At 70.4% G+C, this 17,899-nt stretch carries 14 protein-coding genes; 2 read left to right on the plus strand and 12 right to left on the minus strand.

Annotation, left to right across the window (positions count from 1 at the left end):
- Positions 1-50 precede the first annotated feature (50 nt).
- From QSK18_RS25860 to QSK18_RS25900, 9 genes are all read right to left on the minus strand, one after another.
- Complete coding sequence (locus QSK18_RS25860) at positions 51-1,247, minus strand: Gfo/Idh/MocA family protein (RefSeq protein WP_232810082.1); 1,197 nt, start codon at positions 1,245-1,247, stop codon at positions 51-53.
- On the minus strand, positions 1,247-2,308 hold the full coding sequence (locus tag QSK18_RS25865) for a substrate-binding domain-containing protein (protein ID WP_285624287.1): 1,062 nt from the start codon (positions 2,306-2,308) through the stop codon (positions 1,247-1,249). Before QSK18_RS25865 ends, QSK18_RS25860 begins: the two co-directional genes overlap by 1 nt.
- Before the next feature lie 34 nt (positions 2,309-2,342).
- Positions 2,343-3,356: an ABC transporter permease gene (locus tag QSK18_RS25870; protein WP_232810080.1), complete on the minus strand. Its 1,014-nt coding sequence runs from the start codon at positions 3,354-3,356 to the stop codon at positions 2,343-2,345.
- Complete coding sequence (locus tag QSK18_RS25875) at positions 3,353-4,846, minus strand: sugar ABC transporter ATP-binding protein (RefSeq protein WP_269809916.1); 1,494 nt, start codon at positions 4,844-4,846, stop codon at positions 3,353-3,355. The genes QSK18_RS25870 and QSK18_RS25875 overlap by 4 nt, the downstream gene beginning before the upstream one ends.
- A 63-nt stretch (positions 4,847-4,909) precedes the next feature.
- Positions 4,910-6,097 (minus strand): ROK family transcriptional regulator, encoded by a 1,188-nt coding sequence (locus QSK18_RS25880; protein ID WP_232810078.1) that lies wholly within the window; start codon positions 6,095-6,097, stop codon positions 4,910-4,912.
- A 173-nt stretch (positions 6,098-6,270) separates the two neighbouring features.
- The gene (locus QSK18_RS25885) at positions 6,271-7,053 is read right to left on the minus strand and encodes a MerR family transcriptional regulator (protein ID WP_232810077.1); all 783 of its coding nucleotides are present in this window, start codon (positions 7,051-7,053) and stop codon (positions 6,271-6,273) included.
- Between the two features lie 7 nt (positions 7,054-7,060).
- Entirely contained in the window at positions 7,061-7,870 is an 810-nt protein-coding gene (locus QSK18_RS25890; RefSeq protein ID WP_232810076.1) for an ABC transporter permease, read from the minus strand.
- Positions 7,867-8,631, minus strand: a complete 765-nt coding sequence (locus QSK18_RS25895) for an ABC transporter ATP-binding protein (protein WP_232810075.1) — start codon at positions 8,629-8,631, stop codon at positions 7,867-7,869. Before QSK18_RS25895 ends, QSK18_RS25890 begins: the two co-directional genes overlap by 4 nt.
- 49 nt (positions 8,632-8,680) lie before the next feature.
- On the minus strand, positions 8,681-10,114 hold the full coding sequence (locus QSK18_RS25900) for a bifunctional folylpolyglutamate synthase/dihydrofolate synthase (RefSeq protein WP_285624293.1): 1,434 nt from the start codon (positions 10,112-10,114) through the stop codon (positions 8,681-8,683).
- Positions 10,115-10,238: 124 nt separating this feature from the next.
- Between QSK18_RS25900 and QSK18_RS25905 the strand changes: the two genes are divergently transcribed.
- Both QSK18_RS25905 and QSK18_RS25910 read left to right on the plus strand, forming a co-directional pair.
- The gene (locus QSK18_RS25905) at positions 10,239-10,757 is read left to right on the plus strand and encodes a SigE family RNA polymerase sigma factor (protein ID WP_285624296.1); all 519 of its coding nucleotides are present in this window, start codon (positions 10,239-10,241) and stop codon (positions 10,755-10,757) included.
- Positions 10,754-11,650, plus strand: a complete 897-nt coding sequence (locus tag QSK18_RS25910) for a hypothetical protein (RefSeq protein ID WP_232810072.1) — start codon at positions 10,754-10,756, stop codon at positions 11,648-11,650. Before QSK18_RS25905 ends, QSK18_RS25910 begins: the two co-directional genes overlap by 4 nt.
- A gap of 18 nt (positions 11,651-11,668) precedes the next feature.
- On the opposite strand, the gene QSK18_RS25915 is transcribed toward QSK18_RS25910, so the two are convergent.
- The 3 genes from QSK18_RS25915 to QSK18_RS25925 all read right to left on the minus strand — a co-directional run bounded on the left by QSK18_RS25915 (position 11,669) and on the right by QSK18_RS25925 (position 17,741).
- Complete coding sequence (locus QSK18_RS25915; RefSeq protein WP_232810071.1) at positions 11,669-12,586, minus strand: siderophore-interacting protein; 918 nt, start codon at positions 12,584-12,586, stop codon at positions 11,669-11,671.
- Between the two features lie 175 nt (positions 12,587-12,761).
- Positions 12,762-15,134 (minus strand): immune inhibitor A domain-containing protein, encoded by a 2,373-nt coding sequence (locus QSK18_RS25920; protein ID WP_232810070.1) that lies wholly within the window; start codon positions 15,132-15,134, stop codon positions 12,762-12,764.
- A gap of 219 nt (positions 15,135-15,353) precedes the next feature.
- On the minus strand, positions 15,354-17,741 hold the full coding sequence (locus QSK18_RS25925; RefSeq protein ID WP_285624305.1) for an immune inhibitor A domain-containing protein: 2,388 nt from the start codon (positions 17,739-17,741) through the stop codon (positions 15,354-15,356).
- Positions 17,742-17,899: the final 158 nt, after the last annotated feature.

A 17,899-nucleotide genomic window follows, 5' to 3' on the forward strand; every position in this document is an offset into this window, starting at 1 on the left:
GGTTCCCGCCGGTGTGCCAGCACCGGCGGGAACCATCGCGTGCGGGAAAATCAGGCGGCGCTGGTGGCGGCGACCGGCGCGGGCAGCGACTGCCAGCGCGATCCGGCGGCGGCCGAGTCGGCCACCGCGGCCAGCACCTGCTGCACCTGCAGCCCCTCCTCGAACGACGGCGTGGGGTCGGTGCCGTTGCCCAGATCGGTCAGCAGGTCAGCGATCTCGTGGGTGAAGGAGTGCTCGTAGCCGATCAGGTGCCCGGCCGGCCACCACGCCCTCAGGTACGGGTGCTCCGGCTCGGTGACCAGGATCCGGGTGAACCCCCCGGTCTCCGCGGCGGCGGTGCCGTCGTACAGGTGCAGCTCGTTCATCGACTCGAAGTCGAAGGCCAGGCTGCCCAGGCTGCCGTTCACCTCGATCCGGATGGCGTTCTTGCGCCCCCCGGCGAACCGGGTGGCCTCGAACGACCCGAGGGCCCCGCTGCCGAACCGGCCGATGAAGAGGGCCGCGTCGTCCACGGTCACTGCACCGGTGCCGCCTCCGGTACCGGCTGAGAGACCGGACGAGGCAGCAGGCAACGGGCGTTCCTTGACGAAGGTCTCGGTCAGCCCGCTCACCCCGGCCAGCTGGTCGCCCACGATGAACTGGGTGGCGTCGACGATGTGGGCGCCGATGTCGCCCAGCGCCCCGCTGCCGGCCCGTTCCGCCTGCAGCCGCCAGACCAGCGGGAACTGCGGGTCGATGATCCAGTCCTGCAGGTACTGGGCCCGCACGTGCCGGATCTCCCCCAGCCGGCCTTCGGACACCAGCTTGCGGGCCAGCGCGATGGCCGGCACCCGCCGGTAGTTGAACCCGACCATCGAGCGCACCCCGTGCAGCCGGGCCTGCTGGGCCGCGGCCACCATCAGCTCGGCCTCGGCCACCGTGTTGGACAGCGGCTTCTCGCACAGCACGTGCTTGCCCGCGGCCAGCGCGGCGATCGCGATCTCGGCGTGGGTGTCCCCGGGTGAGCAGATGTCGATGATCTGGATGTCGTCCCGTTCGAGCAGCGCCCGCCAGTCCGTCTCCACGCTCTCCCAGCCGAGTTTCGCCGCCGCGCCCTCCGTCGCCGCCCGGTCCCGGCCACAGATCGCGGTCATCCGGGCGGTGGCCGGCAGGTCGAAGAAGTGCCCGGCCGAACGCCACGCCTGGGAGTGCGCCGCCCCCATGAAGGCGTAGCCGATCATCCCTACCCCGAGGGTGTTTTCCGCCATCAGGACTCGAATCCCAGAGAGAGGTACTGGTCCACGTTCTCCTTGGTCACGGTCTCGCTGGTCAGCGTGATCGAGGCGGGCACCCCGAGCTCGACCAGGTCGGACATCCCCTTGTTCTGCCCCACCAGCCGGGCCAGCTTGACCGCCGAGGCGGCCATGCTCGGCGGGTAGGTGACGGTCGCCTTGACCACCCCGGAGTCGGCCTTGATCAGGTCCATCATGTTCTTCGAGCCGGCCCCGCCGACCATGATGAACTCGTCCCGCCCGGCCTGGTCGATCGCCGCCAGCACGCCCAGGCCCTGGTCGTCGTCGTGGTTCCAGAGCGCGTCGAGCTTCGGCGCGGCCTGCAGCAGGTTGCTGGTCACCTGCTGCCCGGACTCGACCGTGAACTGGGCGCTGACCTGGTTGGAGACCTTGAACCCGGCGGTCGCCAGGGCCTCGGCGAAGCCCTTGCTGCGGTCCTGGGTGAGCGGCAGGTCGGCGATGCCCTGGACCTCGCCGATCACCGGGTTCTTCACGCCCTTCGCCTGCAGCTGCTGCACCAGGAAGTACCCGGCCGCGGCGCCCATGCCGTAGTTGTCGCCGCCGATCCAGGTGCGCGCACCCCGGGGCGAGGAGAACACCCGGTCGAGGTTGATCACCTGGATCCCGGCCTCCATCGCCTTCACCCCGACCTCGGTCAGGGCGTTGCCGTCGAACGGCAGGATCACCAGCACGTCGACGTTGCGGCTGATCAGCGTCTCCACCTGGGAGATCTGCTGGTTCACGTCGTTGCTGCCCTCGACCGCCTGGAAGTCGACGTCCGGGTACTTCTTGGCCTCCTCCTCGGCCTTGGTGGTGATCGCACCGATCCAGCCGTGGTCGGCGGCCGGGGCGCTGAACCCGATCACCACCTCCTGGCCGGGCTCGTCGTTGCCGCTGCCGGTGGCGGCCGCCTGGGTGGTGGCGGCGGTGTCTTCGGTCTCCGGCTCGTTGCTGGTGCAGGCGGCGAGGAAGCCGGCCGCACCGAGCAGTCCGGACCCGACGAGCAGACGCCGGCGGTCGAGAGCGAAACGGTCCATCGGAACCTCCGTGGGATGGGTGGGCGGGAATGCCCTAGCTGGAGCTGCTTTCGCGGTTCGCGCGGCGCTGGAGCAGCACGGCCGCGACGATGATCAGGCCCTTGGCGATGTTCTGGGTCTCGGTGGGCAGGTTGTTCAGGATGAAGATGTTGGTGATCACGGTGAAGACCAGCACGCCCAGGACCGAGCCGACCAGGGTGCCGCGGCCGCCGGTGAGCAGGGTCCCGCCGATGATCACGGCGGCGATCGCGTCCAGCTCGTAGAGCTGGCCGTGGGTGCTGGAGCCGGTGGTGGTGCGGGCCAGCAGCATGATCGCGGCGATCCCGCAGCAGGTTCCGGAGAGCACGTAGAGCAGGGCCGTGTTCAGCCGGGTGTCGATGCCGGCCAGCCGGGCGGCCTCGGTGTTGCCGCCGATCGCGAAGGTGCGCCGGCCGAAGGTGGTGCGGTTCAGCAGCACCCAGCCCACGGTCGCCACCAGGGCGAGAATAATGACCAGGAGCGGGATCCCGAGGACGTCGGTGGTCGCCAGATCCTTGATCGGCTGCTCGGTGACCACCTGGGAGCGGTTGTCGGCCAGGCGGGCGGCCAGCCCCCGGGCCGACACCATCATGGCCAGGGTGACGATGAAGGCGACCAGCCGGCCGTAGGCGATCAGCAGGCCGTTCACCAGCCCGGCGCCGGCCCCGACGAGGATCGCGCAGAGCGCCATCATCCACGGCCCGTACGACTGGGTGGCCAGGGTGGTGGCCCAGACCGAGGCCAGGGCCACCAGCGCACCCACCGACAGGTCGATGCCGCCGCCGATGATCACGAACGTCATGCCGATCGTGACCACACCGATCGTGGCCGAGCTGACCAGGATGTTCTCGAGATTGTCGGCGGTCAGGAAGTTCTCGCTGGAGGCCGCCCCGATCACGGCCAGCACGGCGAGCACCGCCACCAGGCCGAGGTTGCGCACCTCGGTGCCGCGCAGCCGGGCCAGCACGCCGGAGCGGGCCGGCGCCGCCGCCGGGGCGGCCGTCCGGTCTTCGGAAAGGGCCTCGCTCATCGCACGATTCCTTCCATCACCAGGTCGAGCACCCGGTGCTCGTCGAGTTCACCGGCCGGGGCGGTGTGCACCACCCGCCCTTCACGCATCACCAGCACCCGGTCGGCCAGGCCGAGCACCTCCGGAACCTCGCTGGAGACCAGCAGGACGCCCATCCCGGCGTCGGCCAGGCGCCGCACCAGGGCGTAGATCTCCGAGCGGGCGCCCACGTCCACACCTCGCGTCGGCTCGTCGAGCAGCAGCAGCCGGGTCGACCCGAGCAGCCACCGGGCCAGCACCACCTTCTGCTGGTTGCCGCCGGAAAGCGTTCGTACCGGCCGGGTCACGTCGGCCGGGCGCACCTCCAGCCCGGACGTCGCCTCCTGCGCCGTGGTCCGCTCCCGGCGCCGGTCCAGCCAGCCGGGCAGGCCCTTGGTCATCCTCGGCAGCGAGGCCAGCGTGACGTTACGGGCCACCGGTTCACCCAGCAGCAGGGCCTGGCTCTTGCGCTCTTCCGGCGCCAGCCCCATTCCCGCCTTCACCGCCGCCCGCACCGAACCGGCCGGCAGCTCGCGCCCGTCCATGACCACCGAACCGGAGGTACGCCGCCGGGCCCCGTAGATCGTCTCCAGAACCTCCGAGCGCCCGGCCCCCACCAGCCCCGCCAGACCGACGATCTCGCCGGGCCGGACGGTCAGGCTGACGTCCTCGAAAGAGCCCTTCAGGCCCAGACCGTCGACCTTGAGCAGGAACTCCTCGGGAAACACCGGTGCCTCGTCGCGTGCCGGGAACAGGTACTCCACCCGCCGCCCGGTCATCAGCGACACCAGGTCTGCGGTGGGCGTGCTCCGGGCCGGCAGCCCGGTGGCCACCGTGCGACCGTCCTTCAGCACCGTGACCTGGTCACCGATCTGCCGGATCTCCTCCAGACGGTGCGAGATGTACACCACCGCAACGCCTTCGGCGATCAGGTCGCGGATCACCCGGAACAGGTTCTCCACCTCGTCGTGGGCCAGCACCGCCGACGGCTCGTCCATCACGATCAGCCGGGCGTCCCGGGCCAGGGCGCGGGCCAGGCTGACGATCTGCTGCTGCGCGGCCGAGAGCCGGCCCACCTCACGGCCGACCGGGATCTCCGGGTGGCCGAGCTTCTTCAGCACCTGCTGGGCGGCCGCCCCCTGGGCTCCGCGGTGCACGAACCCGGCGGTGGCCTTCTCGTGCCCCAGGTAGAGGTTGTCGGCCACCGAAAGACCGGGCACCAGGTCGAGTTCCTGGTAGATGGTGGCGATGCCGCGCTGGATGGCGGCCGAGGGCGAGGAGAAGCTGACCTCCTCGCCCGCCCAGGTGATCTGCCCCTCGTCCGGGCGGTGGGCTCCGGCGAGAACCCGGATCAGGGTGGACTTCCCGGCGCCGTTCTGGCCGAGAAGACAGTGCACCTGGCCCGCGGCGACGTCGAGGTCGACGCCGTCCAGGGCCCGGACACCGGGGAACTGCTTGACGATGCCGCGCATGCGCAGCAGGACGTCGTCCACTGTGGCCTCCTCGTCGAGGTCAGGATGGAGCGCGAAGAACGTTCAGTTGGTGGCGAATACCGAGTCTGAGATGAGCCGCCCGGCACCCACGACTCCCGCGGTGCCGCCGAGCTCGGACAGGACGATGGGCAGATTGCCGGTCGCCAGAGGAAGCGAACGGCGGTAGACGACGCTGCGGATCTCGGCGAGCAGAGGGTGACCGAGGCCGGCCACGCCGCCCCCGATCACCACCAGACCAGGGTTGAAGAAGCTGACCAGAGAAGCCAGGACCTTGCCGATCCGGGTTCCGCCGTCGCGCACCAGGGCCAGGCTGACCGGGTCCCCGGCGTCCGCCGCGGCCCCGACATCCCTGGCTGAGAGCGGATTTCCGGCCAGCAGGCGTTCGGCCAGCCAGTCCGAGCGGCCGCTGCGGGCCGCCGCCTCGGCGTCGCGGGCCAGGGCGGCGCCACCGAAGGCGGCCTCCAGGCAGCCGGTGTTGCCACAGGCGCAGACCGGACCGTGGCCGTCCACCTGGATGTGCCCGATGTCGCCGGCCGAGCCGTTCACCCCGCGGTAGATCTCCCCGCCGACCACGATGCCGCAGCCGATGCCGGTCCCGATCTTGACGAAGAGCAGGTCGCGCACACTGCGCGCGGTGCCGGCGTGCAGTTCGCCGAGGGCCATCACGTTCACGTCGTTGTCGACCATGACCGGGGCGCCGAGCGCCGCGCCGAGCACGTCGCGGATCGGGAAGCGGCTCCAGCCGGGCATGATCGGCGGCGCCACCAGTGCGCCCTCGGCCTGGCTGACCGGGCCCGGCACCCCCACCCCGACCCCGGTGATCGTGCCGTCGAGCTCGGCCCGGACCTTGGCCACCAGATCGGTGGCCTGGTCCAGCACCGGTCCCGGGCCCAGGCGCACGTCGGTCTCGGCCCGGTCCTGCCCGAGCAGGTTCAGCTCACCGTCCAGCACCGCCACGTCGATCGAGGTGGCGCCGATGTCGACACCGACGAAGCGCAGGTTCTGGGAGAGCGCGACCATCTGCGAGCGCCGGCCGCCGCGCGAGGCGGCCAGCCCGACCACGTCCACGAAGCCCAGCTCGGCCAGCCGCTCGACCTCGATCGCGACCTTCGACTTGGACAGCTCCACGGCGTCGCCGAGCTCGGCCCGCGACTGCGGGCCGCTGTCTCTCAGGATCCTGAGGAAGCGGGCCTGGTGCCGGTTCTCCGGACGGGTGCCGACTCGCGCCACGATGCCGACCTCCCCGTCCGTGTCCGATCACTACCCCTGTGTAGCGTCTGTGAGGGACAGTAGTCAGCCTTCGCCCATTTTGTGAAGAACTTCGGCCACAAAAAACAAAAAGTCCGGTGAGCGGTCGATCGCCGGCGATTGAGGACGATGCTGGGCCCGGATCGCGGACCCGGTCACCTCGGGTGCCCCTCGGCGAGCATCTGCTCCAGCTGGAGCAGGGCCGGGGTCTTGGCCGCGGTGAACAACACCGTCAGCATCCGGGCCAGTTCCGCGTCCTCCTCCTGCCACCCCTCGGGCAGATCGGCCGCGGTCGGCTGGAGGGTCCCGATGATCTCGTCGGCCACCTCGCGCAGCCGCGGGTCGTCCGGCTCCCAGTGCTGGGCCTGGTCGTAGAGCACGTACTGCCGCAGCGCCGTCGGCGCGGCCAGCCAGGAGATCTTGTCCAGCAACAGTTCCCGGCCGCGAACGGGATACCGGGCGAGAATCAGCACCCAGCCGTCCCGTTCCGCCCGCAACGCCCACTCACTCACTCCCGCTGCCCGCAGCGTCTCCAGGAGATTGCCGAGTTCACCCGGCAGGAGGGCATTCTCACCTCGGCCCAGTGCGGTGAGCCGCTCCCTACGCAACTGGAGCTCCGAGATCTGTCGGTCGAGATCGTCCTCAATTTCCTGCACTGCCTCGGCCAGCACCGGCTGCGGCACCTCGAGGAGCTCCTGCACCCGGGCCAGCGGTACCCCGGCCTCCGAAAGCGTGCGGATCTTCAGCAGGTCGAGCACCGCCCGGGCGCCGTAGCGCCGGTAGCCCGAGGCGTCGCGTTCCGGCTCGGCCAGCAGTCCCCGCTGGTGGTAGTGCCGAACCGCCCGCACCGTGACTGCGGTGTAGGCGGCCAGCTGTCCGATCGTGAGCGACGCGTCGGCCGGAACCGGCCCGACCGAGGCGCGCGCATCGTCCGTCATCGGTGTCTCAGCTCTTCCTGACCTCGGCGAAACGGCGGGCAGCAGCAGCGTAGGCGAGCACCCCGACGGCCAGGCACCAGAGCACCGCGACCACTGCGTCCGAACCCGGATCGCGTCCCTGCAGCAGGGCCCGCAGGGTCTCGGCCAGTGGCGTGAAGGGCTGGTACTCGGCGAACCAGCGCACCGCCGTGGGCATCGTCTCGGTGGGGATGAAGGAGCTGCTCACGAAGGGCAGGAGCTGCACCAGAAGTGGCGTGTTGGAGGCGGCTTCGGGGTTCGGCGAGCGCAGCCCGATCAGCACCGCCAGCCAGGTGATGGCCAGGGCCATCAGCATCAGCAGGCCGAACGCGGCCAGCCAGTCCAGCACATTTCCCTGGGGCCGGAATCCCATCAGCACAGCGGCGCCGATCACCAGCACGGTGCTGATCGCGGTCTGCACCAGGCTGGCCAGCACATGGCCGGTGAGGAAGGCGCCGCGGGAGATCGGCAGGGTGCGGAACCGGTCGACGATGCCGGAGGTGAGGTCCACGCAGACGGCCACGGCGCTGCTGGTGCAGCCGGAGGCCACGGTGATCAGGAAGACGCCGGGTGCCAGGTAGTTGATGTACCCGCCCTCGCCCTGCACCCCGATGCCGGCGCCGAGCGGGCGGCCCAGCAGACCGGCGAAGAGCAGCAGGATCACCACCGGCACGAGCAGCACGCCCACGGTCAGGCCCGGGTAGCGAAGAGCCCGCCTGAGGACGCGTCGCAGCATCGTGAGCGAGTCGGTGAACGGACGCGGGGTGGTTGCGGTGAGGTTCGGGGCGATGGCGCTCATGACAGCGAGTCCTCCTCGGGAGCAACGGGAATCGGGCGGCCGGTCAGGGCCAGGAACACGTCGTCGAGGTTCTGCGCCCCGGGAACCTGCTGCTTGAGCTCGGCCGGGCTGCCCTCGGCGACGAACCGGCCGTGGTCCAGCACGGCGATCCGGTCGGCCAGCTGGTCGGCCTCCTCCAGGTACTGGGTGGTGAGGAAGATCGTGGTGCCGGACCCGACCAGTTCCTGCACGATCTGCCAGACCGCGCGGCGGCTGCGCGGGTCGAGGCCGGTGGTCGGCTCGTCGAGGAAGACGATGCGCGGGCGGCCGATCAGGGTCATGGCCAGGTCGAGGCGACGCCGCAGGCCGCCGGACAACGAGCTCGCCGGGCGGCCGGCCACCTCTTCGAGGTCGAAGTGGGCCAGCAGCTCGGCCACCCGACGGCGGCCCTCACGCCGCCCCAGGTGCAGCAGGTCGGCCACCAGGACCATGTTCTCGTGACCGGTGAGCAGCTCGTCCACCGCGGTGAACTGGCCGGTCAGGCCGATCGAGGCGCGCACCGCGTCGGCCTCGTGCACCGGGTCGTACCCGGCAATGCGCACCTGCCCGGCGTCGGGGGCCAGCAGGGTGGCCATGATCCTGACCATCGTGGTCTTGCCGGCGCCGTTGGGGCCCAGCAGGCCGAAGACGGTTCCCTCGGGAACCTCCAGGTCGACGCCCCGCAGGACGCCGACCTCACCATAGGACTTCTGCAGTCCCCGGATCGCGATCGCTGTGTTCATGACAGCGATCCTCGAAGGTTGACCCTGCGTCAGGGTCAACCCCCGATCTCTAACGGATCCGGAAGAGCCGGCGGACGTCGGCCGCCATCGTCACCGAGCCGGTGGCCAGGACCCCGCCGCCGATCATCCCGCCGATCTCGGCCTGGCCCATCGCGTAGTCGAGGGCGTCGTCGAGCCGCTGGAAGCTGGCCACCCGGTCGTCGCCGAACACGTCCTCGGCGATCTCGGTCAGCTCGTCCACGTCCATCGCCCGCGGCGAGGAGGTGCGGGTGACGACGACCTCGGAGAGCACCGGCTCGAGCGCGCCGAGGATGCCCTCCGCGTCCTTGTCCTCCAGCACCGCCACCACCCCGACCAGCTTGCTGAAGCCGAAGGCCTCTTCGAGGGAATCGGCGAGAACCTGCGCGCCGGAAGGGTTGTGGGCCGCGTCGATCAGTACCGCCGGGCTCTGCCGGACCATCTCCAGGCGCCCGGGGGAGCTCGCGTCGGCGAACGCGGCCCGCACCACGTCGATGTCGAGACCCGTTCCCTCGCGGGAGTTGTCGGTCTCGGCCCAGTCGCGCCCGTCGGACAGCAGGAAGGCCTCGACCGCGGCCAGCGCGGTGGCCGCGTTCTGCGCCTGGTGCGCGCCGTGCAGGGGCAGGAAGAGGTCGGGGTAGACCGCGGCGATGCCCTGCAGGGTGAGCAGCTGGCCGCCGACCGCGACCTCCCGGCTGCTGACGCTGAACTCGTACCCTTCCCGGAACACCGTGGCGCCCACCTCGGCCGCCCGCTGCAGCAGGGGCTCCATGGCCTCCTCGAGCTGCTCCGAAAGCACGGCCACAGCGCCGGGTTTGATGATCCCGGCCTTCTCGGTGGCGATCGTGGCCGGGTCGTGGCCGAGGAACCGCTCGTGGTCGACCCCCACCGGGGTGACCACGGCCACCCGGGCGTCGACGATGTTGGTCGCGTCCCACGAGCCGCCCAGGCCGACCTCGACCGCGGCGACGTCGACCGGGGTGTCGGCGAACGCCGCGTAGGCCATCGCCACCAGCACCTCGAAGTACGTCAGCCGCGGGTTGCCGGCCTCGGCGTTGCGCTGGTCGACCAGGTCGAGGTAGGGCTTGATCTCGTCGTAGACCTCGACGAAGCGCTGCTGGTCGATCAGCTCGCCGTCGATCGAGATCCGCTCGCGCACGTCGTTCAGGTGCGGGCTGGTGAACCGGCCGGTGCGCAGGTTGTGCTCGCGCAGCAGCCGCTCGATCATCCGCGTGGTCGAGCTCTTGCCGTTGGTGCCGGTGACGTGCACCGCCTCGAACGCCCGCTGCGGGTCGCCGAGCAGCTGGGCCACCGCCTGGATCCGGTCCAGGCTGGGCACCAGGTCGTGCTCGGGGGCCCGGTCGAGGATCTCCCGGTAGACCTCCGCCGACCGGCGGGACAGCGCCTCGGCGGCCGCCGTCTCCTTGGCATCGCGCTGCGGCCCGTGGCCCGAAACCCGCGCCATCAGCGCACCCACACCTTGCTGCTGTTCATTCCGGAGAGCGTAGTCGGGGCCGTCGGTAAACCCTGCACCCCACCCCGCGGCTGTGCATGGTCATGGACCAGCCACGAGGGGAAGGATGGCCGGGATGCCAGCTCCACCGCGCGCAGTCTCCGGGGGTAAGCAGGTCGTGGACTACGAGGAGTTCTACCGGCGGGAGTTCGGCCGGATGGTGACGCTCGCCTGCGCGGTCTCCGGCAGCTGGCTGACCGCCGAGGACGTGGCCCAGGACGCGCTGCTGCAGGCCCGGCAGAACTGGGACCGGGTCGGCCGCTACGACCAGCCCGGTGCCTGGCTGCGCCGGGTCACCATCCAGCTGGCCTCCAAGCGGCTGCGCCGGGCCCGGGTCGAGGCCGCCGCCCTGCTCCGGCTGGGCAGTACCCCCACGCCACTGCCTCCCGGCCCAGAAGAGGTCGAGACGGTGCTGGCGGCGATCCGGCAGCTACCCCGGCAGCAACGCGCGGCCGTGGTGCTGGCCTACCTGGAAGACCGCAGTGTGCGTGAGGTGGCCGAGATCATGGGCTGCGCCGAGGGCACTGCCAAGGCCCACTTGTTCAAGGCCCGGGCCTCGCTGGCCCGGATCCTCGGGGAAGGCGACCAGCGATGAGCGACCTCGACGACCGCCTGCGCAACGCCCTGCACGACCTGAACGACCGGGTGGGCGCGTCGGTACCGACACATCAAGAACAATGGACGAGGCCCTCCCGCACTTTGCCGTTCCTGGTGCCCCTCATGGCGGGGGTCGCCGTTCTCGGCATCCTGCTCGGCGCCCTGATCTTCCTCGGCCAGGACCAGGGCGGCGAGGCGCCGGCCGCTCCTTCGGCGCTCCCCACTCCGGTGGTGGATCATCTGGACGAGAGCATCCCCAGCCAGTCGGCCGCCGAGGCCGAGCGGGACGGGGTGTACCCGCAACTGGCCGAACTGCCGTTGGCCGAGCGCCTCATCGGTGAGGACCTCCCCGAAGTCACCACCCCGGAGGGCGTCTGGACGATCCGTCACGCCGATGCGTTCGACGAGGGCGATCCGTTCGGCGCCGACGGCTGCCTCGCCCCGGCCGGCCCGGCCCGCTCGTACCCGTTCTGCGGCGAGTACAGCGAGGTGCTGCTGCTCTCGCCCGACCGCAGCCGGATCCTGCGCGCCTTCCCGATGGCCGACCGGATGTACTGGCTCACCGTCACGCCGGACGCGGTGTACTGCGGCCACGACGGCGACGGGGGCCTGCCCCGGTCCAGCGTCTGCCGGATCGACCGGGAGACCCTGGACGTGGTCGGAGTGCAGTTCCGCTGCCCCGAAGGCCTGGCCGACTGCTCCGACGACCCGGGCGAGGCCACCCGGCTGGGCAAGTACCCGGGCAAGTGGTCGCTCGGCGACCCGGTGGCCGGGGCGGCCTCGGTGGAACTGGGTGACGGTGGGGGCTACCTGGCTCTGTTCGTCCGCGACGCAGAGGGCAAGAACACCGCGGCGCTGTATCCCGACACCCTGGAGCCGGCCCTGTTCTGAGGGCCGGGCGGGCCGGGCCTAGAGCCCGGCTCGCTCGTACTCCTCGTCCAGCAGCTCCGACGCCTCGGCGTTGCTGAGGCCGTGCTCGATCGCGTCGTAGTACACCTTCACCAGCTGGTCGCCCCCGACCTTCTGGTAGGTCTCGGCCCAGCGCTCCGCGTCCTGACGCCAGTAGCCCACGGTGGTCACCCGCTCCAGCGGCCAGCCGTGCTCCTTACGCATCAGCTTCCGGATCGCCCGGGACTGCGCCGCCTCACCGGAGTACCAGACGTAGCCCGGGCCCTGGCCGAGCAGCTCGGGCAGCTTGGCGGCGATCAGGTCGCTCAGCGCGCCGGGGGCCACCCCGTTGCCGGTGCCCACGCTCGCGTCCACGCTGTGGGCGTTGCACTGGGTGGTGGGCAGCGCCGCCAGGTCGTCGGCGTCGGCCGTCTCGACCATCGCGTGCACCTGCGGGCCGTCGGCCGGGCACTCCTCGATGATCCGGGCGAGCGCGGGCAGGCCGGTCAGGTCGGCCGCGGCCAGGATCCACTTCGCGTCGGCCGGGGGCTCGTACCAGCACCGGGGGCGGGTGATCAGCAGCTCCTGCCCGACCTGGGCGTTGACCGCCCACTCCCCCGCGACCCCGCCCGGGTGCACCACGAAGTCGACGGTCATCCGCGCGTTCTCACCCGCTTCGAAGGCCCGCACGGTGTAGTTGCGGCCCTCCGGCGCGGTCTGCGGGTCGTGGTGGCCCCACACGCCGTCCTTCTCGGTCACCGGCGCGGGTCGTTCCTGGCCCGGCCGGGGGAACCAGAGCACGACCGCCTCGTCCGGCACGTTCAGCGGCTCGTAGCCGGACAGCTCGGGACCGCCGAAGACGATCCGCACCAGGTGCGGGCTCAGTCGTTCGGTGGCCACGACCTCGGCGTACAGCGCGCCGGACGGGTTGTCGGTCATGCGTTCGTTCAGCTCCCAGCTCGGGGACCGCCACCGGGACCAGCGGCTTAGGGCAGCCTAACCTTAAGTCAGGAACCGCTGCCGATCCAGGGGCGTGAACTGCACGACAGCTGCCGGACGCGCCGACGGCGCCCCGGTCGGTGACCGGGACGCCGTCGTCGAACTGCGGTTCAGATCACTTGGTGGTCACCCGGATCGTGGACGAGGCCCCGCTCTGCTTGGTCACCTCGATCCGGACCCCGGCTCCGGCCACCTTCACCCCGTGGTCGAGCTGCTTGGGGTCGAAGTAGTTCTTGGTGTCGTCGAAGACCGGGTTGCCCTTCAGACCCTTGATGGTCTGCTTCTTGCCCTCCCAGTGCAGGGTGATGCTGTCGGCCTTCTTCTTGCCGAACGGCGCGTCGTACAGCTGCACCCGGGTGCGCCACGGCTTGCCGTCGGACCGGATCAGGGCCTTGGGGTGGGCGTCGACGTTCAGGTTGCGGCCCTGGCCCGGGTGCACGCTCACGTCGTTGTCGTCGAACGCGGTGTCCCAGTAGGTGACCAGCAGGCCCTCCTGGTAGGGGAAGTGCTCCGCGTAGTCGGGCCGGGTCTTGGCCCAGCCGTAGTTGTACGGGCCGGTCTTCAGGTACTTGTCGTAGCTGATGTACGACCGGTTGGCGGCGATGTAGTAGTGGTCGTACTCCACTTCCTGGGTGCCCTGGGCCCGTCGGAAGCCCTTCGCCGCCCAGGCCGCGTCGACGGTCTCGGCACCGTCCTCGAACACGACCGTGTCACCGGCCCGCACCGCGATCTGGTCCAGGAAGATCCCGGCCGGCTGACCGGCGCCCTGGTTGCCCGCGGTGGCCGGGTCGGTGGCGTAGCGGAAGCGCAGCTGCACCTTCTTGCCGGCGTAGGCGGACAGGTCGAAGGTGGCCGGCTTCCAGCCCTTGCTCACCCCGTCGATGCCGTTGCCCTCGGCGGCGTTGGTGATCGAGCCGGGCAGCACCTTGTAGCCGCTGCCGTCGTCGACCTCGACGAAGGCGTAGTCGCAGGCGGTCTCGCCGCAGTCCTCGATGTTCCAGTTGGCCTGGAAGGTCAGCTGGGGCGAGCCGGCCGGCAGGTCGACCGAGCGGGTCAGGGTGTTGGTCAGGTCGTTGCCGGTGTCGCTGTACCACTGGTACTCACCGGCAGCGGGCGCGACCAGCTTCTCCTGCACCTTCTTCTTGGGCAGGACGACCACTGCGGCCTGCGGCTTCTTGGTGTTGTACTCCGAGGGGCCGAGGTCGATGGTGCGCTTCTTGTCCTTACCGGCCTGCACCACCTCGAAGTCCAGCCAGCCGAGCTGGAGCTTCTCCCAGGCGCCGATGTCACCGGCCCGGGTGCCGAGCGCCTCGCCCTTGCCGCTGAGCCGGCTCTGCGCCATCAGCGACCACCACTCCACGGGGCTGCCCTCGCCCCCGGAGATGTCGTAGTTGTCGGGCAGGCCCAGGTCGTGGCCGTACTCGTGGGCGAACACGCTCAGCCCGCCGTTCTCGGGCTGCGTGGTGTAGTCGCCGACCCAGATGCCGGTGTTGCCGATCTGGGTGCCGCCCAGCTGGTTGTTCGCCGGGCCGGCCGCGCCGGCCTGGTCGAAGTAGGCGTACCAGCGGTGGCTCCAGACCGCGTCCTCACCCTGCTGCGGGTCCTGGTCGGCCTGGTCGCCGCCGGCGTGGACGATCTGGAAGTGGTCGACGTAGCCGTCCGGCTCGTTGAAGTTGCCGTCCCCGTCGAAGTCGTAGCGGTCCCACTGGTCGAACTCGGCGACCGCGGCCTTGATCTGCGCGTCGGTCTGCCCCTTGGCCTTCTGGTCGGCGACCCAGGCCTTGAGCCCGTCGGTCACCATCTCCCAGGTGTTCTCGCAGATCGTGTCCGGGCAGGGGTAGCCGTTGGAACGGCCGTAGCGGGCCTCGTTGTACGGCAGCTTCACCCAGTCGGTGACGGTGCCCTCCACGCTGTAGCGCCCGGACGACTGCGTCTCGTAGTAGGTCTTGAGCGACTCGACGCCCTTGCCCTCACCGAAGTACAGGTCCTGGTAGTGCTTCTGGCTGTAGTCCTTCTGCCAGACCGTGGTGTTGTCGTCCTTGCCCGGCGCCGGGATCTTGTTGTGCAGCGGCCCGTCGAACACCGTGGGACCGACGAAGTCGGGGTCGGTGTCCTGGTCCGGGTAGTCCGGGTGCCGCTGGTCGCCGAACTCGGCCAGGACCACGAAGATCCGGTCGGTCTGCTCACGGGCCAGCTCGACGTACTTGTCGTCGGCCTTGCCCTTGCGCCCGGCCATCTTGACGACCTGGCTGCCGTTCCTCTCCTGAACCTTCGCCTCGCCGTTCAGCACCCGGGTCAGGGCCTCCTGGCGCAAAGCCCGGGCCTTGTCCTGCTGGGGGCTGGACAGGTCGTCACTGCCGTGAGTGTGCTCGGCACCGTCCACGGCGGGTTGCGCCCGAGGAATCGCCGCCGAGGCCGTGCCGGGGAGGGTGATCGCCGCTCCCGCGGCCAGGGATAGGGTCGCCAGACCCACCAGGACTTTTCGCACTCAGACCTCCGAGTCCGCCGATCCCACGGTCCAGGTGCCGCAGGACTCGGAGTAGAACCTAAGCCAATCGACAGCTCCCGTTAAGGTGCTTTCTGTTATTTGTCGGATCAACGGCAATAAACCTGGACGAAACCCGCCGATCCCGTCACCCCCGCCCCACGCACAACGGCGCCCCGGCCGGTCGGCCGGGGCGCTGTCGAACTGCGAGGTCGGGCGGTCTCAGGGGGTGGTGACCCGGACCGTCATCTGGGTCTTCTTCTGCTTCAGCACCTCGATCCGCACCCCGGCACCCCGCACCTTCACCCCGTGGTCGAGCTGCACCGGGTCGAAGTAGTTCTGCTTGTCGTCGAAGACCGGATTACCGGGCCGCTTCGGGATCTTCGTCTTCTGCCCCGCCGTGTGCAGGCCGAGGCTGTCGGTCTTGTCCAGGCCGAACGGTGCGTCGAAGAGCTGGATGCGGGTCCGGAACGGCTTCCCGTCGTTGCGGAACAACGGGGCCGGGTGCGCGTCCACGTAGAGGTTGCGCCCCTCCCCCGGGTGCTCGCTGACATTGTTGTCAGCCTGCGACAGGTCCCAGTAGGAGACCAGAAGCCCTTCCTGGTAGGGGAAGTGCTCGGCCCACTGCGGCCGGTCCGGCCAGCCGAAGTTGTACGGGCCGGTCTTCAGGTACTGGTCGTAGCTGACGTAGGAACGGTGCCCGGCGATGTAGTAGTTGTCGTAGAACGAGGAAACGGTGCCCTTCGTCCGCGCGAAACCGCTTGCCAGCCAGCCGTTGTTGCCGTTCTCCGCGTCGTCGGCGAAGGCCCCGGCAACGGTGATGTCGTCGAGGAAGAGCCCGGCCGGGCGCTTCGGGTCGGCGCCGGCCGCGGCCGGGTCGGTGGTGTAGCGGAAACGAAGGGCGATGTTCTTGCCCGCGTACGCACTCAGGTCGAACGAAGCCGGCTGCCAGCCCTTGCTCGCCCCCTCGATCGCGTTGCCCTCAGCGGGGTTCGTGATCGAACCGGGCAGCGCCTTCCACGTACCCCCGGTGCTGACCTCCACGTAGGCGTAGTCGCAGGCCTCCTTCTCGCAGTCCTCGATGTTCCAGTTGGCCTGGAAGGTGAGCTTGGGCGCGCCCTTCGGCACGGTGAGCACCCGGCCGAGGGTGTGCGAGATCAGGTCTCCCGACCCGCTCCACCACTCGTACGACCCGCTCGGTGGCTGCGGCAGCTGGGTGACGACCTCCTTGAGCGGCAGAGGCACGATCACCGCCTGCGTCCGGGAGGTGTTGTACTCCTGCGGGCCGAGCTCCACGACCCGGTCGCGGCGGCCGAACGGCACCAGCTCGTAGTCCAGCCAGCCCAGCATCAGCTTCTGCCAGGCCCCGAGGTCACCGGCCCGGCTGCCCACCGGCTCGCCCGCTCCGCTCAGCCGGCTCTGCGCCATCAGCGACCACCACTCCACCGGGCTGCCCTCGCCCCCGGCCGTGTCGTAGTCGTCCGGCAGCCCCAGGTCGTGCCCGTACTCGTGGGCGAAGACGTCCATGCCGCCGTTCTCCGGCTGCATCGTGTAGTCGCCGACCCAGATGCCGGTGTTGCCGACCTGCGAGCCGCCCAGCCGGTTCCCGGCCGGTCCGGCGACCCCCAGCTGGTCGCGGTTGACGTACGAGCGGTGGCTCCAGATCGCGTCCTCGCCCTGCTGGCGGTCCCCGTCGGCCTGGTCCCCGCCGGCGTGCACGACCTGGAAGTGGTCGATGTACCCGTCCGGCTCGTTGAAGTTGCCGTCCAGGTCGAAGTCGTAGCGGTCCCACCGGTCGAACCCGGCCATGTCCGCCTTGATCTGGGCGTCGGTGCGCCCGGCGGCCTTCTGCCCGTCCACCCACACCTTCAGCGCGTCGGACACCAGGGACCAGACGTTGGTGCAGACCGAGGTGGGGCAGGGATAGCCGTCGGATCGGCCGTAGCGGGCCTCGTTGTACGGCACCCGCACCCAGTCGGTCACCGTGCCCTCGACGCTGTAGCGCCCCGAGCTCTGCGTCTCATAGTAGGTGCGCAGCGACTCGCCGGCCCCGAAATACAGGTCCTCGTAGTGCTTCTTGTCGTAGTCCGGCTGCCAGTTGGTGGAGTTGTCGTCGGCGCCGGGCTTCTGGATCTGATTGCGCAGCGGACCGTCGAACACCGCCGGGCCCGGTGTGCCGGGATCGGTGTCCTGGTCCGGGAACTGCGGGTGGCGCTGATTGCCGAACTCGGCCAGCACCACGAAGATCTTGTCGGTCGTCTGCCGGCCGAGTTCCACGTACTGGCCCTCGCCGGGGTCGCTGCCGCGTGCCTTCACGCCATCCGCGGCGTCGGCCGCGCCGGCCAGACGCACCACCTTGCTGCCGTTGCGGGTCTCCACCTCGGCCTGCCCGTTCAGGACCTGGGTGATCGCCTTCTCCCGCAGAGCGCGGGCTTTCACCTGCAGAGGCCCGACCAGGTCGTCGTCCGACACCCCGGAGACCGAGGCGCCGTCCACCGGAGCCGCGGCCGCCCTCGGTGCCGCCGCGGCTGCGGCCCCGGCCGGGCCGGTGGCCACGGCGCTGCCGCCGATCGCCAGGACGGCCAGCCCCACCAATACTTTCCGATTCACTTCGCGTTCCCCCGAGAAGTTCCGTGCGCCCCATCCCCGTAGCTGCTTGGGGCGACGCAGGCGATCTTCTCCGAGTCCCTGCTGGTAACCACCACCCGAACCGGGTATTGAACCGTTCGCCCCCCGGTGGTGCGGCAAACGACCGAGGCGACCACCCC

This window comes from Kineosporia sp. NBRC 101677 (genome assembly GCF_030269265.1).
GTDB lineage: Bacteria > Actinomycetota > Actinomycetes > Actinomycetales > Kineosporiaceae > Kineosporia > Kineosporia rhizophila.

Excerpts from the sequence above, each read along its gene's own strand:
- QSK18_RS25915 (WP_232810071.1), bottom strand. The coding sequence starts at position 12,586 with ATGACCGACAACCCGTCCGGCGCGCTGTACGCCGAGGTCGTGGCCACC.
- QSK18_RS25885 (WP_232810077.1), bottom strand. The coding sequence starts at position 7,053 with ATGACGGACGATGCGCGCGCCTCGGTCGGGCCGGTTCCGGCCGACGCG.
- QSK18_RS25890 (WP_232810076.1), bottom strand. The coding sequence starts at position 7,870 with ATGAGCGCCATCGCCCCGAACCTCACCGCAACCACCCCGCGTCCGTTC.
- QSK18_RS25865 (WP_285624287.1), bottom strand. The coding sequence starts at position 2,308 with ATGGACCGTTTCGCTCTCGACCGCCGGCGTCTGCTCGTCGGGTCCGGA.
- QSK18_RS25895 (WP_232810075.1), bottom strand. The coding sequence starts at position 8,631 with ATGAACACAGCGATCGCGATCCGGGGACTGCAGAAGTCCTATGGTGAG.
- QSK18_RS25870 (WP_232810080.1), bottom strand. The coding sequence starts at position 3,356 with ATGAGCGAGGCCCTTTCCGAAGACCGGACGGCCGCCCCGGCGGCGGCG.
- QSK18_RS25905 (WP_285624296.1), top strand. The coding sequence starts at position 10,239 with ATGCCAGCTCCACCGCGCGCAGTCTCCGGGGGTAAGCAGGTCGTGGAC.
- QSK18_RS25860 (WP_232810082.1), bottom strand. The coding sequence starts at position 1,247 with ATGGCGGAAAACACCCTCGGGGTAGGGATGATCGGCTACGCCTTCATG.
- QSK18_RS25875 (WP_269809916.1), bottom strand. The coding sequence starts at position 4,846 with ATGCGCGGCATCGTCAAGCAGTTCCCCGGTGTCCGGGCCCTGGACGGC.
- QSK18_RS25900 (WP_285624293.1), bottom strand. The coding sequence starts at position 10,114 with ATGGCGCGGGTTTCGGGCCACGGGCCGCAGCGCGATGCCAAGGAGACG.
- QSK18_RS25910 (WP_232810072.1), top strand. The coding sequence starts at position 10,754 with ATGAGCGACCTCGACGACCGCCTGCGCAACGCCCTGCACGACCTGAAC.